The following is a 15,197-nucleotide window of genomic DNA, read 5'->3' on the forward strand; positions in this document are numbered from 1 at the left end:
GAAAGAAACGATGCGAGGAAATCTGATGACTAAATATGCCATTATCACGAAAGAATTTGCCTTTGAGGCTGCCCATCATCTTCCCAATCATCGTGGCAAGTGCCGCCGTCCACATGGACACTCCTATCGCCTCCAGATTTCCTTGCGTGGACCCATCTTACAGGCGCCGGGCGAGTCCAGTGATGGAATGGTGATGGACTTTGATGATCTCAAGAGCATCGTCAATGCCACGATTATTGAGAACCTCTCGGATTCTGCCCCACGGGGTGATGCTGCGCAGGTGGTGGAAAAAGGGGGATGGACCATAACGATCTAAATGCTCTGACTGGTATTCGTACCACCGCAGAGAATCTGGTGCATTGGATCTGGGATGCCCTGGTAGCTGGTGGTGTACCCGATCCGTTGCTTTACCGCATCCGATTATGGGAAACAGAAAAAGGATATGTGGAGATTACGCATGCTGAGCGCGAGGAGGTGTAGGGGATGACGCAAACAGCACAGAACATTGGCGTAGGAACCAGGACGGTCCAGGTGTCTGAAATCTTTGGACCCACGATCCAGGGTGAAGGGGCACTGATAGGCAAACCAACGGTTTTCGTCCGTACAGGTGGATGCGATTATCGTTGTGCCTGGTGTGATAGTCTCTATGCCGTCTTGCCAGAACATAAAGCTGAATGGAATCCCATGGAGACCCGGCAAATCTTTGCTGAGATCGCACGGCTTTCTGGCGACACACCTGTTCTGGTGACGCTCTCAGGTGGTAATCCTGCCATTCAACCGCTTGAAGCCCTTATCGATCTTGGGCACGAGCATGGCTACACATTTGCCATTGAGACTCAAGGCAGTGTAGCACAGCCCTGGTTCTCCAAATTGGACTACCTGACGCTCTCGCCTAAGCCGCCTAGCAGTAAACAAGTGACTCGTTGGGAGCGGCTAGATCGTAGTATATTGTGTGCAACAAATAATAAGCACGGACATGAAATACAAATCAACCTCAAAATTGTTATCTTTGATGAGGAAGATTACGCATATGCCAGATATGTTGCCGAGCGTTATCCAACCTTACCAATGTACCTGCAAGCAGGTAATCACACGCCACCGCAACAAGCGAAAGAGATTGACATATCCGGCATCTTGAATCGTATGGATTGGCTCATCCAGCGCACAATTGCGGATCGCTGGTATGGAGTAACAGTGCTCCCACAGCTACACACACTTTTGTGGGGAAACAAGCGTGGCGTATAATTCCTAATTCCCATGGGGCAACGCAGCAAATGCACTGAAATGAGGATAGATAAATTATGGTATTGCACTTAGATCGGGATCACTCAATGAACAATGGTCATGCTCAACATAATGGGCATAGGGAAGATGCCCATGTGTTGGATCAGGAACAAGAGCAGATTATTGTTCCTGCTGAGCAGCCAGTGGCGCCAAAGGTTGATTATCCCCGCTTGCTTGAGCTAGGGCGCGAATTGCTTGTAGCACTGGGCGAAAATCCTGATCGCGAAGGATTGGCCGGTACTCCTCGTCGCTGGGCCGACTGGTGGCGTGAGTTTATTGAATATGATCCAGGAAAGACTGAAACCACTTTCAGTTCAGTCGCAACTGATCAAATCGTCTGTGTATCAGGCATGCGTGTTTTCTCGCTGTGTGAGCACCATCTGCTGCCAATGTGGTGTGATGTCGCCATTGGCTACATTCCTGCTGATAAAGTGCTGGGTCTATCAAAATTTGCCCGTATTGCCCACCAGTTCGCGCATCAGCTGCAGATTCAGGAGCGCCTGGGCCAGCAGATCGCCGATGAGGTCAGCCGCATTACTGGTACAGACCACGTTGCCGTCGTCATCAAAGGTGAGCATCTCTGCATGTCTGCCCGGGGCATCCGCACCCCAGGTGTGATGTCCTCATCAGTTATGCGCGGCACATTTCGCACTGACCGTGATTTGCGTATGGAATTTATGCAAATGATCCAGTCTTAACCATGTCTTGCAGGGAGGCGGACTTCTAACTGTCTTCCTGTAATTGCTATAGATACGTTGCTGGGAATGAAGCGGACCGCCAATCCTAAGGAAAGATTGGCGGTCCGCTTTTTTTATTTAAATGTCGCCGTATGCCAGTCCTTTATCTGTAACCAAGCGCTCCCGGCGCTCGTGTGAAGTGTGAAAGTTGCTAGTGTGGTTGAGAGGCGGCTGCGGCCGCCTCTCAACCACACTAGCAACTGAGGAATATGTATCGACCTAAACTATAAGTTATCGTGTGGATGTGAGGATGGGGCCGCAGGTGCTCGCAACAATAAAAACAACACATATATATGTATTAATAATTAAAATAACTTAAGCATTTTTTATAGCAATTTAAAATATAATATGTCATAATGTACTACATGCGTATCAGAATGGGTGGAATATGTCGTCGATGTAGTTTTGTAGGAGCAATGTATGCATAGAAGTACTCAAAAACGTAGTGCTTTCCTCTTTTCATGTTTAGTGGTTTTAGGTTTACTCGTCTCAGCGTGTGGAACCAACGCGCAACCGGTGAGGAAAGCATCAAATGTAATCGCGCCAGCGGACCAACAAGTGTTTCGCTGGGGTATACTGGGAAGCACCGATTTTGCGACCCTGGACCCCGCTTTGACCACGGATGCCAGCGACTCAATGGCCATTCAAACAATCTTTACTGGCCTGGTCCAGTTTAATGATAAAGGCGACATCAAACCTCAACTGGCATCTTCCTATCAAGTTTCTTCTGATGGTCTGACATACACCTTTACTTTAAAGCCTGGTCTGAAGTTCAGTGATGGAAAACCATTGACAGCCAGCGACGTTGCTTATAGTATCAACCGGACCCTTGAGCCGTCTCTACAATCACCTGTAAGCTCGTATCTCAGCCTGATCAAGGACTCGGATGCGATGGTGAATGGTAAGATCAAAACCATTATCAATGATAGCCTGATCGTTAAAGATCCCCAGACAATCTCCATTGTGATCAGAAAGCCGGTGGCCTATTTTTTACAGTCTCTAGCCTATCCCACATCGTATGTGGTCGAAAGGAGCATTGTTGAAAAGTATGGTAAAAGTTGGACCGATCACCTGAATGAAGGTGGTGGGGCGGGACCCTTTAAAGTAGAGAAATATAGCCATACAGTTGGCCTGGATCTGGTCCCTAATCCTGAGTATTATGGCGCACAACCGAAGCTTAAAAGGCTTGAGATTCACATGACGGGCCAGCCTGAAGCCGCCTATAATTCATATATAAGTGGACAATTGGATTATACAGGGATTCCCAGTGGCATGCTGGATGAGGCCTTGAAGCGCCCAGATCATGAGCATGTACCGATATTGGCGCTACGTATGATTCAGATGAATTATCTTACAAAGCCGTTTGACAATTTAAAGATACGCCAGGCCTTTTCTCTATCCCTTAACCGCGACCTACTGGCCAGGACGCTACTCCGTGGTTTAGTCATACCTTCTAACCGTTTTATTCCTGAAGGAATGTATGGGGCCAACCCCGGGCCTGTCAACGGCCCAGATGGTACCCCTACCACCGCTGGCAATCCTAATCTGGCCAGAAAATTACTGGCAGAAGGACTGAAAGAAGAGGGATATAAGAGTGCCGATGCCATACCAGCTATTACTTTTACCGAAGCGAACGCGAGTGGTTCCCTCAAACGCGCCAATGCCTTGATAGATCAATGGAAAACGGTTCTGGGAGTCAACATCAAGGTCAATGCGGTAGATCCGCAAACCTACAGCAAGCTTCTGCATGACAACACCGGAAAAACCGGCTTACAGATGTGGGATTATGCCTGGCAGGCCGATTTCCCAGATCCCCATGACTGGCTGAACATTTTCTTTGGCAAAGGCGAACTGCAAAATAATATGAATTATGGGCAGAACAACTCAGCGCTGGCCAAAGATCAACAAGCATTACAGGATGAGCTACAGAAAGCCGACTATATCCTGGACAAAGATGCGCGTGCTCGAACCTATAACGTACTTGAGCAGAAATTATCCACCGAAGCGGCCTGGATCTCAATGTACCAAACCGCCGCAGATATCATGCTCAGCCCGCGTGTTCACGGCTACGCCGACAATTCACTAGGCATTATCGACCCCGAAGATTGGGGGAACATCTACATCTTAAAGTAGACTCTTTCCTTCAGCAAATTCATTTATGGTGTGGTAGAGAAAATGCGCGTTGCGCATTTTCTCTACCACACCATAACAAGAAAGGTGCGGGCGCGTCAGCGCACGCCCGCAAAGAAAAAAATGCTACGATTTCTTCTAAAACGCCTCCTTGGACTACTCTTTGTCCTGCTAGGCGTTTCTTTTATTACCTTCATCATTGGTTATTTTTCGCCAATCGATCCAGTATTGCAACTATTGGGTCAGCATTATACACCCGAGAGCTATGTGCGCCTACGTCATGAATATGGCCTGGACCAGCCATGGTATATACAATACGCCCACTATGTCATCAACCTGCTCCATTTCGATTTTGGGCGCTCCATTCACAATCAGAGCCGACGTGTGATAGATATCCTCAAAGATGGTATCCCCATCTCAGCAGAAATCGCCACCTGGGGACTACTGATCACGCTTTTACTGGGGATACCAGCAGGCATTCTCTCCGCGGTGAAAGCGAATACCTGGATTGATACGACAAATATGGTGTTCGCTTTGATCCTTTATGCCTTGCCCGGTTTTATTATTGCTATCTTTGCCCAATTGCTGATAGTCTGGCTGAATGTCAACTGGGATCTTGGCTGGCCCGTCACCAACTGGGGCAATCCCTGGCAATATAGCTGGAGCGACATTCAATACAAGTTAGTGCCCGTGCTCGTTTATGGAGCGGCCGGCTATGCTTACTATGCTCGCCTGGCGCGTACCAGTATGCTTGAAGTGCTGCGCCAGGACTACATTCGGACGGCGCGGGCCAAGGGTTTATATGAGAGTGTTATCATCTATCGCCATGCTCTACGTAACGCGTTGTTGCCTTTGATTACGGTGCTTGGCCTCTCAATTGGCCTGTTGATCACGGGCGCTTTTTTTATTGAGCGCATCTTTAATATTCAAGGCATAGGGTTGACGACTATCAATGCTGTGACCCAGGGGGATTACCCTGTTATTCAAGCAACCGCCTTGTTGGCGGCCCTGGGGGTGGTCGTGGGCAATATGATTTCAGACATTCTTTATACCATTGTTGATCCACGTATCAAGCTATCCTAAAGAGGTGGGCGCATGGATATGCAAGATTTCGATCCGCGAGTACAACCGATTGCCAACGGAGTTCAGACTCTGCGACCTGACGAAGAGAATAAGGATGACAATTGGCAACGCATAAGACCGCGCTGGCAACGAGGCTTAAAGATCTTTCTACGCGATCGCCGGGCGCTCGCCAGCACAATTATCTTGCTGCTATTGATTGTGCTGGCCCTGATCGGTCCATTTATTTATCAAAGAGTGGGGATAGAGATTCAGAGCGATCTAGCGGGCCGCATTGGGCCAACACGCTATCATGTCTATTATCATGAAGAGCTATCCCGACAGGATCAACTGCCCTCCCCGGCCTACTGGTTGGGGACCGACAGTGTTGGGCGCGATATCCTGGCGCGCCTGATGCAAGGATTGTTGATCTCGCTCACCGTAGCGGTCACGGTCGAGGTTGTAGATATCGGCCTGGGATTGTGCGTCGGGCTGCTGGCAGGTTATTATGGAGGTTGGATTGATCAGTTCTTAGCGCGTTTTACCGATATCATGTTTGCATTTCCCTCATTGTTATTTGCACTCCTTCTGGTGGGTGTGTTTGGCCCTAATGCTAACGATTTCTTTGCTAGCTTTCCCTTGTTTGGGGATCCTGGTAACTCCCGCTTGCTGATCGTGTCACTGGCGCTGGCCTTGACTGCCTGGCCTTTAATGGCCCGCTATGTACGTGGTCAGACCCTCCATTTAAAAGAACAACAATTTATGGAGGCTGCTCGTACGGTCGGTTCATCTGACTGGTGTATCATCACCCGCCATATCATTCCCAACCTCTTTAGCTTGATATTTATCGCCTCAACCCTCAATATCGCAGGTACCATCATTGGTGAGGCCGGTTTGAGCTTGCTCGGGGTTGGAGTTCAGGACCCCGGATCGAGTCTGGGCCTGATGATCGCGGACGCCCTTGAGGTGACACAATCTCATCCCTGGGAAGTTTTTGTTCCTACCGCTGTCCTGACGATTATTGTGCTGGCCATTTCTTTTATTGGTGATGGCCTGCGGGATGCCTTTGATCCACACCACTAAAGGGACTTCTATCCCAAAACATGAGGGAAGGCTGTTTGTTTCTATATACTACAGATTGGCATACGGAACCACCCGGGGCCCATGGCGCAGGTGGACGCAGGGGAAGCGCCGCCGAGGGCGACAAGTGATTGTTGAAGTTCACAGCTACGGAATTTGGGACGGCTGTGCCCATCTGATTGAAGTGCATATCGTATAATTTGTGTGTGCCAGATTATTTCGCTGTGTCTTTTACTATTGGAGGCCATATTGATTGTCTAAGCAGGAATATTTTTCAAGCATGGCTGAGGAGGCGGCCTATCTACAACCGCCTCCTGGACGGCGCTATGTGCGATCATTTTTGTTTTCGCGCCGTGTAAATGCGCCTTTAGTGCAGGTACATCTATTGGTGCGTATCCTTCTAGTTATCTGTCTATCGGCGGCTCAGCTTCGGACTATGAATACAGCCCACCCAGATATTGTGGGCGCGATTGTGTTATGGGTACCCAGTATCTCAATCTTCTTGTTAAGTGGGATGCATGGGAAGGTGGCCCGTATCTATATACTCTTGATTTTGCCAACAGTCTTTAGCCTCTTTCTTTCATGGACGCTGCTCAATCCAGTGCCGGGAAGCATTGTTTTTGTGCAACGCCAGGTCTATCCAGGCTTTTTGACGCTTAGCCTGGCGTTCTGGCAGGTATTATGGATTGGAATCGTGGTTGGCTACTACAGGTGGAAGCGTGGCATCGTGAATGGTATTTTGCTGGCCAGCGTGGCGGCTATCGCTATCTCTTATCTATTGCCATTGCCGACCTGGACCATCGCGCGCGTACCATTTTTTCATCCGTTGACGCTCTATATCAGTGAGCAGGGCCTCTTGCTTGCCCTGACCAAAGTCATTAGCTACTCAGGCATGATGTTTTCCACTATTGCACTGGTTGTGACCAGCCGCGATATCGAACTGATGGGCGCCATGCGCCAATTGCGTATCCCTCGGCCAATCATCTTCTTTTTAAGTACCGTCTTCCGCGCCTTAAATCTGGCTTTAACCGATTATGAGACGATCTACCAGGCGCAGATTGCGCGGGCGGTGAATGCACAGCCTCGTAGTTTCTTGCGGCGTCTACGCGATCTGGCCAGTATCGCGGTACCCATGGTAGCGATGATGATTCGACGCTCCAGCGAAATTGGAGATGCCCTGCTGGCCCGTGGTTATACCCTGGGTCAGAAGGATAGCGATTTTTACGAGACAAGTCCCTGGCGTCCGCTAGACTGGTCGCTATTGGTGGCCTGTCTCGTCCTGTTGTACCTGGCTGTAGGCCCCTACCCTGGTCTGACGGCATTATTTCAGAGATGGGGATAAACGATGGTGGCACAAGAGTTTAGCGATCGGCAGTTTGCCAACATGCAGGCAGGAACTCAGACTATGAGTACTACGGAAGCCAGCCAGAATGCTGTAAATGTCACCGGACTCTGGTGGCGTTATCCTACCTTTAGCGAGAAAGCGGGCACGTGGAACCTGCGTAATGTTACCTTACAGGTCAAGCAAGGAGAGTGTTTTGGCATCACTGGCCCGAGCGGGGCCGGAAAGACCACGCTCTGCCGGGCGTTGATGGGGTTGATCCCACATACGGCTCGCCTGACCAAAGAACAACTGCCTCATCACTTTCGTGGCCAGATCGAGATTTTGCAAGCGCCTGTGACCCATGAGACCGCTACTTCACATAAAATTGGCATGGTCCTACAAGATCCTGAGAACCAATTTTTGCGTATGAGCTTGCTGCATGAACTTGCCTTAGGCCTGCAAATTCAAAGTGTGCCCCAGGATGAAATTGTGCAGCGTATCTATGAGGCCCTGGAGTGGGTAGGCCTCCAAAAGCTCTGGCATGGAGCACTCTACCTGCATCCATCAGATCTTTCGGGAGGCCAGAAGCAGCGCGTGGCTATCGCGGCCTTCCTGGCCTTGCGGCCCGAAGTGTTGATTCTAGACGAGCCAACCAGCGACCTGGACCCAGTAGGCAAGCGAGAAGTGATCGAAACGATTGCCCGCTTGCGCCAGGATTACAATATGACCGTGATCCTGGTTGAGCAAGATCCTGAAATTCTGGCCACCTTCTGTGATCGCATCGCCCTGCTGCACGAAGGACGCATTGAACTGGTGGCGACCCCCGCGGACTTCTATCATGAGCGGAGCATCTTGGAGCGTTGTGGGGCCTCGGTTGGTGAACTGGCACGCATCTCCTGGCAGACTGGCTATACTTTTCAGGGACGACCTCCGCTGAACTTTACCGAGGCGGTAGAGGCGTTTAAGCCCGCCATCCAGCAGCAACAGCCAGTAGAGGTAGTGGTTCCTGTGCTTTCAACTGAGCGCGAGGTAGTGGTAGAGGCAAAGAAGATAGTTTACAACTATGGGGATGGCTCACTGGCATTGAAGGGTGTGGATCTCACGCTCTATCGCGGTGAAATGCTGGCACTGCTAGGTCCAAATGGTAGTGGTAAAACAACCTTCGCCAAGATTCTAGCCGGCATCTATCGCTCCACGCGTGGGCAGCTACGCGTCTTTGGACAGGATGCTACAGCGCGTAAAGTGCGTGCCCGGCTGCCCAGTTCAGTCGGTTATGTCTTTCAGAATCCTGATCACCAGCTCTTCTGCCGCAAGGTGAGCGATGAGATCGAATATGGCTTGAAGAATCTAGGCATCGCTGCCAAACAGCGCCACCGCATAGTGTCGGAAACACTAGATGCGGTTGGCCTTACCGACTATGCCGCTGAAGATCCTCTTTTCTTAAGCAAAGGGCAACGCCAGCGCCTGGCTGTCGCGGCGGTATTAGCGATGGGACCCGATATCCTGGTGGTAGATGAGCCCACGACGGGCCAGGATTACCGCTCGATCACAGGGATCATGCGCCTGCTCTGTGATTTGCAACAAAGAGGAAAAACGATCCTGGTCATCACCCATGACATGACCCTGGTTGCTGAGTATTGCCAGCGGGTGGTGGCCTTCCGCGATGGAGACCTGGCCTTTACTGGCGCGCCCGCTGCGCTCTTTGGCAACGACGAGATGCTGCAACGCACCGGCCTACGTCCACCGGCAGCGGCAGCCCTCAGCAGCCAACTACGCCAACTCCAGCCTGCCCTACCACCGCTACTCACTGTTGAACAGTGGAAAGAGGTCCTGGCCTAATAAAAATATCCCCTCTCTGTTGTTTCCAGAAGAGGGGATATCATCGTTAGGAGAGGTCAGTGAGTGATGTCTCCATCGTTCACTCTTGCAGAGACTGGCACTGATGCAACTCCATTATCTATGATTAATGTTTTTTGTATGCAATAAATAGATGGAAAAGCATGGCCCCTCAATTAATAAGCTCTAGCAATGTCTCTATTGGACTTGGTCTCTTCTCCATCCATAACTAGCATACGTTGTGGATATCACAAAGTCTTCTCAGACGATGATTTTTTGCTCACGATTCGCTCAAAAATTTTGATATTTGCGTGCCAGATTGGCGCCGCTCAAAAATTGCACTGCCCGCACTCAGCACGGTCTCATAGTAATGAGCACTATGGGGACAGAAATCAGCGAGCTTGAAGTGCCTGGTAATAATTTTTTGGGGATCATGCGGCTCGGTGAGATAGACCTGTGCTGTGACGGTCTCTATTTGTGCGCGCAATAAATGCTCGAAATCGGTAAACTCCACATAGGCGATGCCAGCTACCTCTTCTCTTTGCAAGACCAGATTTGTGATGGGGACTGGTATTTGATAGAAGAACAGATGGCAGAACTCACGATCCTGAAACTGTTGAATCAGAATTGGATCGGGAACGATCCCGGCCGGAACAAGATCTGCAAGCGCCAGGTCCAGGCCTAACTCCTCTTGAATCTCCCGCACACCATCCGCGGCTGTCTCAGTGGCCAGCAGGTGTCCAGCGGCCGTAATATCCAGCCGATCAGGAAAATCTTTCTTTTGCGAAGCACGTTGCTGAAAGAGTATATAGCGTTTGCTTGCTACTTCCTGCAAGAACCAGCAATGGAAGGTTTCATGCCAGTATCCCTGTGCATGAACCTCGGCCCGTGTGCGTACACCAATACGTTCCATAGTAGGACTAAAAATTGCCAGCTGTTCAGTCTCCATTATAATTTATCTCTATCCTCCCTTAAGCCGTTGAAGCAGATTCTAGCACCATGCGCAGGCCATGTTGTGGGCGCATGGTGATGCGTGGCTGAATGGTAACGCGGAAACCCGGCTCAAGGCGTGGCGTATAGCTCTGCAGGATCGTGGCCAGCAGTAAGCGTGCCTCCAATTGCGCAAAAGGCATCCCGATACACGTATGTGTTCCCAGGCCGAAGGGGAAGTATGCGCCCTGGGGTGGTTTTGGTTGTTCCGCATACCAGCGTTCGGGTCGAAATACCTCGGGATCTCCCCAGATATCGGCGAGATTGTGCGTCACCCATTGGCTGAGCAGCACAATCGTTCCGGCCGGAAAATGATGGCCGTCCAGGGTAAAGTCAGCAATGGCCTCGCGTCCCATGCGCCAGGCTGGTGGATAGATGCGCCAGGACTCATTGACGACGCCCTCCAGGTAGGGCAGGTTGGGGAGATCGGCCAATGTTGGTGTACGGCCAGCGAGTACCGTTTGCAATTCTGCCTTGAGCTTGCTATAGATATCTGGGTGCTGGCTTAGCAGATAGAATGTCCAGGAAAGGGTATTCTGCGCGGTCTCATGGCCGGCAGCCACGAAGGTCAGGACGTGATCATGGATCTGCTGGTCACTCATAGTAATACCTTTGTCGTCTGCCGCTAATAGCATGGAAAGCACATCCCCCACATCCCCACCGCTGGCCCGGCGCTCCTGAATCAAGCGGGCCACAAAGGTCTTGATTAGCTGCTCACCCTGTACGCTTTTTCCATAAGCTGTAAAGGGCAGATTGATGCAGCGCAAGCGCTCGAACACGCTCACGGCAGGGCGTGGAGCATCAATGACATCTGTAAAGGCCCGACCCAGGCGCGCTGCTTCTGCATGTGAATCGATATTGAACAGTGTCTTGAGGATGATGCGCAGCGTCAGCCGTTGAATCTCTTGCGCCATATCAACCACGGTCCCAACTTGCCAGCCAGCCACCATTTCCTGTGTGAACTGGATCATAGTATCAGCATAATTATCGACGCGATGGCGGTGGAACGCGGGTTGCACCAGGCGGCGCTGCTGACGGTGAAAATCTCCGTCAATGGTCAGCAAGCCATCGCCCAGAAATTGTTTCAGACCTGCCGCTTCTCCCGCGACCGGCTTCTTAAAATTTTGCGCCTGCTCGATCAAGAAATAGCGCACATGTTCTGGCCTGAAGCAGATCACCAGTGGTTGGGGACTACTCATGATGGTGGCCATGCTGCCATACGTTTTTTCAAGCTCACGAAAGAAGCGCAGTGGATCATTGATCAGCGGGACTGTGTTGCCCAGCAGTGGCAGCCCTGTAGGGCCAGGAGGCAAGGTAGCAATTGTAGCATCCATAATTTTTTATCCATGCAAAGGTATTTATTAGCCGAGAAACAACGAGCAACTCCACTATACAAAACGTGAAAATAGCTTGTCAAGGCAGATGGATCAGGCCTTCTCCGGTACATCCTGCTTGAGTATTGGAAAACCCAGCGTGGGTAGGGGGTTCTGGCGCAGTAAGGGGAGCTGGATTTGTACGGTGGTGCCCTTTTCGATCTGGCTGAGGATCTCCAGTTTGCCATTGTGGGCATGCACGATACCGCGCACAATCGAGAGTCCCAGGCCATTGCCACCCTGCTCGCGGGAGCGTGCCTTATCTACTCGATAGAAGCGTGTGCCCAGGCGGGGAAGATGTTCTGCTGCGATGCCGATGCCGGTATCTTTGATCTCTACATATACAGAGTTGTCTGCCAGCGACAATTGTATCAGCACCTGACCGTTCAGCTTATTATATTTAATGGCATTGTCTAGCAGAATGAGGAGTGCCTGTTCGATCTGGAATCTATCTCCAAGTACCAGTGCATTGGGAATCGTTGCCACTTCGAGTGCTAGCTGTTGGTCGCGCATCATGGGCCGAATCCGCTGGGTGAGCGAGCCAATTACTTCTGCCAGATCTATTACCTCTTGCTCAAGATGGTATTGTTCAGCATCCATGCGCGCCAGCGTTAGCATATTGTTGGCCAGCGTCGTCATATATGAGGCCTCGCTCACAATATCTTCTAATAGCTCCACATCATCGGGCTCTAATCGGTTACGGCTGCGTAAAAGGAACTCGGCATCGGCCCGCAAGAGGGACAGAGGGGTGCGCAACTCGTGTGAGGCGTTGGCAATGAAATCCTGCTGGCGCTTGAATGCCAGCACCGCCGGAGCAATGGCGCGGTTCGCCAGTGTGATGCTGACCAGTGGGGCGCAGATCAAAACCAGTAGTACAATGCCAACAATAAAGGTGATTAGCACAAGTATCTGTGGACTGGAGGTATAGGTGCCCATTTGAATAGTCCCCAATATGCCATGTCCTTGAGGGGCTGTGACTGTGAGGGCGTGGCGATACAGGATGGTAAGACCATCGGCTGTAGGGATCGAGTCATCACTATTTCTATCTCCATGGTTAACCGTGGGAAAGAGTGGATACTTAAGAAACTTTTGCGCAACCGAGTTGCCGGCAACTTTGAGTAGTTTGCCATGGGCATCATAACAGGCGACCATGTATTTTGTGGCATCAATTGAGATTGGACATGTTTGTTGTGGATGAGCTTGCCAGCGCTGGGCCATGTGTTCGCTTTGCGCTGAGAGATCGGACTGGGTGGTATAGGCGAAAAGTCGTGGCACCGAGAACGAAAGCAGTACGACGATAACGAGCAACATCCCTCCCAGCACACAACTAGACCAGAGCACAAATTGAAAGCGTAGCCTGGCGAACAGCGCCAGTTCTGGGTCGCGATATTGATATTTTTTAGCTCTCTGTTTTGAGATAAATATGAGTGGAAGGAGGTGCCACGGCGGCTTTGTGTGTTGCATCTCTTAGCCTTCTATTTTATAGCCAATGCCACGTACAGTTTTAATCAGCGCCTTTGGAGAACCTTGATCGATCTTATCGCGCAAATAATGGATGTAGATATCAACTACGTTTGATAAGGTATCCATATCGTAACGCCAGACACGATCAATAATCTGTGTGCGCGTCAATACCTGCCCGGGATGGCGCATCAAATATTCCAGCAAGGCGAACTCTTTAGCGGTCAGATCAATAATACGGCCTCCCCGGCGCGCCTCATGGCGGAGCAAATTCAAGCTCAAATCTGCCACATATAGCTCAGTAGAGGCATCGATACTACGCTCGCGGCGGCGCAGCAAAGCGTTGACGCGTGCCAGAAATTCCTCCATGGCAAAGGGTTTTACCAGATAGTCATCGGCACCTGTGTTCAACCCTTTGACGCGATCTTCCAGGCTTCCGCGCGCCGTCAGCATCAAGATGGGAGAGGTTACATCCATTGCCCGTACCTGGCGGCAAATCTCCAGCCCATCGAAGACGGGTAGCATCAGATCCAGTGTAATCAGATCATATGTATTGCTGGCGGCCAGATCGAGTCCGACCGCTCCATCCTGGGCCAGATCTACCGTATGGCGTTCTTCAGTCAGGACACGACGTAACATACGAGCCATCTTAGGCTCATCCTCTACCACGAGAATGTGCATCACCATTCCTCTTTCTAAATGGGGAGTAATATCTATGGTTAAGTATATATTATAAGCAATCGCCTGGAAATAGAATGATAATGCATATCCTATCAATAGCAGTTATGAACGTAATAATTGCTGCGTGACTGGAAGGTCCGCGCGCATCAGCCAGACATAGCCATCTTCCAGACCTGGTTCAGCTTGTAAGGCTCCCCGGGTGGATGGTGGTGTGCCAACGATGCGATATTGAATACCCTCTTGTTGGTGGAAAGTGGAGACAATGGTGAAATCACCCTCGGGCTTTAGCTGGTTACCCGGCATTGTGAGTAGCCAGACGTGTCCCCGGGCCTGTTGAATCAGCTCGCTAATAGTACCCTGGAAAATGACGCGCCCACTTTTCATGACGGCTAGATTTCTACATGTCTGGCCGATATCCTCAACGATATGGGTGGAAAGTAGCACGGTACGGTTGCCGCCCATATCGGAGAGTAGATTGCGAAAGCGAATGCGTTCTTCGGGATCAAGGCCAGCTGTGGGCTCGTCGACGATCAGGAACTGGGGATCGTTGAGTAATGCTTGCGCGATGCCTACGCGGCGTTTCATGCCACCTGAAAAGGTTTTGATCTTGCGCCCGGCGACCTGCTGGAGGGCTACTAACTCTAATAATTCATCTACGCGGGCCTGGCGCGCGCGGCGGTTAGCGAGTCCTTTCAAAATAGCCACATAATCCAGGAACTCACGCGCACTCAGGTCGGGATACATTCCCAATTCTTGTGGTAGATAGCCCAGCAGATGTTTGATCTCGGTCCGACCGCGTTCAGTGGTTCCGTCCAGTGCACCAATTTGAATATTTCCACTGCTTGGATGCAGAATTCCGGCGAGTATGCGCATCAAGGTTGTTTTACCGGCGCCGTTGGGGCCTAGCAGGCCAAACATGCCGTTGGGGATGGTCAGGTCTAGTCCTTTGAGTGCCTGTACGCCGCCGCGATACGTTTTGGTTACATCTTGAATAATAATTTGCATTCGAAAAATCCTTTTTGTTTTTGCTAGAAATTTGTTTATGCATGCTGGTCTTTTTGTTCGTTGTGGGTAGCATAAGGCATGAGGATTATAAGTTTGTGTGAAATTTATGAGAAATTTCTAATAAAAAGGCGCGCGCGCGCGCGCGCCTTTTTATTGGTTGCTCCTTTAGGATATTAGAGGAGGAGACAGCTTCTCATGCTCATTTACATGCCCATGTAAATGAGTGATGTGGCGGAG

14 protein-coding genes are annotated in these 15,197 nt (G+C 50.6%); 9 read left to right on the forward strand and 5 right to left on the reverse strand.

Annotated features, from left to right (window positions below; all coding sequences use genetic code 11):
- Positions 1-25 precede the first annotated feature (25 nt).
- The 9 genes from EL645_RS44775 (at position 26) to EL645_RS34340 (ending at position 9,453) form a co-directional block, all read left to right on the forward strand.
- Positions 26-316 carry a 6-pyruvoyl trahydropterin synthase family protein gene (locus EL645_RS44775; protein WP_218032189.1) on the forward strand — a complete coding sequence of 97 codons (291 nt, stop codon included), beginning with the start codon at positions 26-28 and terminating at the stop codon, positions 314-316.
- A complete protein-coding gene (locus EL645_RS44780) occupies positions 298-480 on the forward strand; it encodes a 6-pyruvoyl trahydropterin synthase family protein (protein ID WP_218032190.1) in 183 nt (60 codons plus the stop codon). The genes EL645_RS44775 and EL645_RS44780 overlap by 19 nt, the downstream gene beginning before the upstream one ends.
- A gap of 3 nt (positions 481-483) precedes the next feature.
- Positions 484-1,245, forward strand: a complete 762-nt coding sequence (gene queE / locus EL645_RS34310) for a 7-carboxy-7-deazaguanine synthase QueE (protein ID WP_126556939.1) — start codon at positions 484-486, stop codon at positions 1,243-1,245.
- Between the two features lie 56 nt (positions 1,246-1,301).
- Positions 1,302-1,982: a GTP cyclohydrolase I gene (gene folE, locus EL645_RS34315; RefSeq protein ID WP_246035666.1), complete on the forward strand. Its 681-nt coding sequence runs from the start codon at positions 1,302-1,304 to the stop codon at positions 1,980-1,982.
- 459 nt (positions 1,983-2,441) lie between these two features.
- A complete protein-coding gene (locus EL645_RS34320) occupies positions 2,442-4,154 on the forward strand; it encodes a peptide ABC transporter substrate-binding protein (protein ID WP_126556940.1) in 1,713 nt (570 codons plus the stop codon).
- 120 nt (positions 4,155-4,274) lie between these two features.
- Positions 4,275-5,234: an ABC transporter permease gene (locus tag EL645_RS34325; RefSeq protein ID WP_126556941.1), complete on the forward strand. Its 960-nt coding sequence runs from the start codon at positions 4,275-4,277 to the stop codon at positions 5,232-5,234.
- 12 nt (positions 5,235-5,246) lie between these two features.
- Entirely contained in the window at positions 5,247-6,293 is a 1,047-nt protein-coding gene (locus EL645_RS34330; protein WP_126556942.1) for an ABC transporter permease, read from the forward strand.
- Between the two features lie 277 nt (positions 6,294-6,570).
- The gene (locus EL645_RS34335) at positions 6,571-7,632 is read left to right on the forward strand and encodes an energy-coupling factor transporter transmembrane component T (protein WP_126556943.1); all 1,062 of its coding nucleotides are present in this window, start codon (positions 6,571-6,573) and stop codon (positions 7,630-7,632) included.
- 3 nt (positions 7,633-7,635) lie between these two features.
- Entirely contained in the window at positions 7,636-9,453 is a 1,818-nt protein-coding gene (locus EL645_RS34340; protein WP_126556944.1) for an ABC transporter ATP-binding protein, read from the forward strand.
- Between the two features lie 277 nt (positions 9,454-9,730).
- Here EL645_RS34340 and EL645_RS34345 read toward each other — a convergent pair whose 3' ends face one another.
- The 5 genes from EL645_RS34345 to EL645_RS34365 form a co-directional block, all read right to left on the reverse strand.
- Complete coding sequence (locus EL645_RS34345) at positions 9,731-10,399, reverse strand: NUDIX hydrolase (protein WP_126556945.1); 669 nt, start codon at positions 10,397-10,399, stop codon at positions 9,731-9,733.
- Between the two features lie 22 nt (positions 10,400-10,421).
- Entirely contained in the window at positions 10,422-11,774 is a 1,353-nt protein-coding gene (locus tag EL645_RS34350; RefSeq protein ID WP_126556946.1) for a cytochrome P450, read from the reverse strand.
- A 93-nt stretch (positions 11,775-11,867) separates the two neighbouring features.
- Entirely contained in the window at positions 11,868-13,277 is a 1,410-nt protein-coding gene (locus EL645_RS34355) for a sensor histidine kinase (RefSeq protein WP_126556947.1), read from the reverse strand.
- 3 nt (positions 13,278-13,280) lie between these two features.
- Positions 13,281-13,955: a response regulator transcription factor gene (locus EL645_RS34360; protein WP_126556948.1), complete on the reverse strand. Its 675-nt coding sequence runs from the start codon at positions 13,953-13,955 to the stop codon at positions 13,281-13,283.
- 102 nt (positions 13,956-14,057) lie between these two features.
- Complete coding sequence (locus EL645_RS34365) at positions 14,058-14,960, reverse strand: ABC transporter ATP-binding protein (RefSeq protein WP_126556949.1); 903 nt, start codon at positions 14,958-14,960, stop codon at positions 14,058-14,060.
- Positions 14,961-15,197 lie beyond the last annotated feature (237 nt).

This window comes from Dictyobacter kobayashii (assembly GCF_003967555.1).
Classification (GTDB): Bacteria; Chloroflexota; Ktedonobacteria; order Ktedonobacterales; family Ktedonobacteraceae; genus Dictyobacter; species Dictyobacter kobayashii.

Coding starts and splice junctions, on each gene's coding strand:
- EL645_RS44775 (WP_218032189.1), top strand. CDS start 26: ATGACTAAATATGCCATTATCACGAAAGAATTTGCCTTTGAGGCTGCC.
- EL645_RS44780 (WP_218032190.1), top strand. CDS start 298: ATGGACCATAACGATCTAAATGCTCTGACTGGTATTCGTACCACCGCA.
- queE (WP_126556939.1), top strand. CDS start 484: ATGACGCAAACAGCACAGAACATTGGCGTAGGAACCAGGACGGTCCAG.
- folE (WP_246035666.1), top strand. CDS start 1,302: ATGGTATTGCACTTAGATCGGGATCACTCAATGAACAATGGTCATGCT.
- EL645_RS34320 (WP_126556940.1), top strand. CDS start 2,442: ATGCATAGAAGTACTCAAAAACGTAGTGCTTTCCTCTTTTCATGTTTA.
- EL645_RS34325 (WP_126556941.1), top strand. CDS start 4,275: ATGCTACGATTTCTTCTAAAACGCCTCCTTGGACTACTCTTTGTCCTG.
- EL645_RS34330 (WP_126556942.1), top strand. CDS start 5,247: ATGGATATGCAAGATTTCGATCCGCGAGTACAACCGATTGCCAACGGA.
- EL645_RS34335 (WP_126556943.1), top strand. CDS start 6,571: ATGGCTGAGGAGGCGGCCTATCTACAACCGCCTCCTGGACGGCGCTAT.
- EL645_RS34340 (WP_126556944.1), top strand. CDS start 7,636: ATGGTGGCACAAGAGTTTAGCGATCGGCAGTTTGCCAACATGCAGGCA.
- EL645_RS34345 (WP_126556945.1), bottom strand. CDS start 10,399: ATGGAGACTGAACAGCTGGCAATTTTTAGTCCTACTATGGAACGTATT.
- EL645_RS34350 (WP_126556946.1), bottom strand. CDS start 11,774: ATGGATGCTACAATTGCTACCTTGCCTCCTGGCCCTACAGGGCTGCCA.
- EL645_RS34355 (WP_126556947.1), bottom strand. CDS start 13,277: ATGCAACACACAAAGCCGCCGTGGCACCTCCTTCCACTCATATTTATC.
- EL645_RS34360 (WP_126556948.1), bottom strand. CDS start 13,955: ATGCACATTCTCGTGGTAGAGGATGAGCCTAAGATGGCTCGTATGTTA.
- EL645_RS34365 (WP_126556949.1), bottom strand. CDS start 14,960: ATGCAAATTATTATTCAAGATGTAACCAAAACGTATCGCGGCGGCGTA.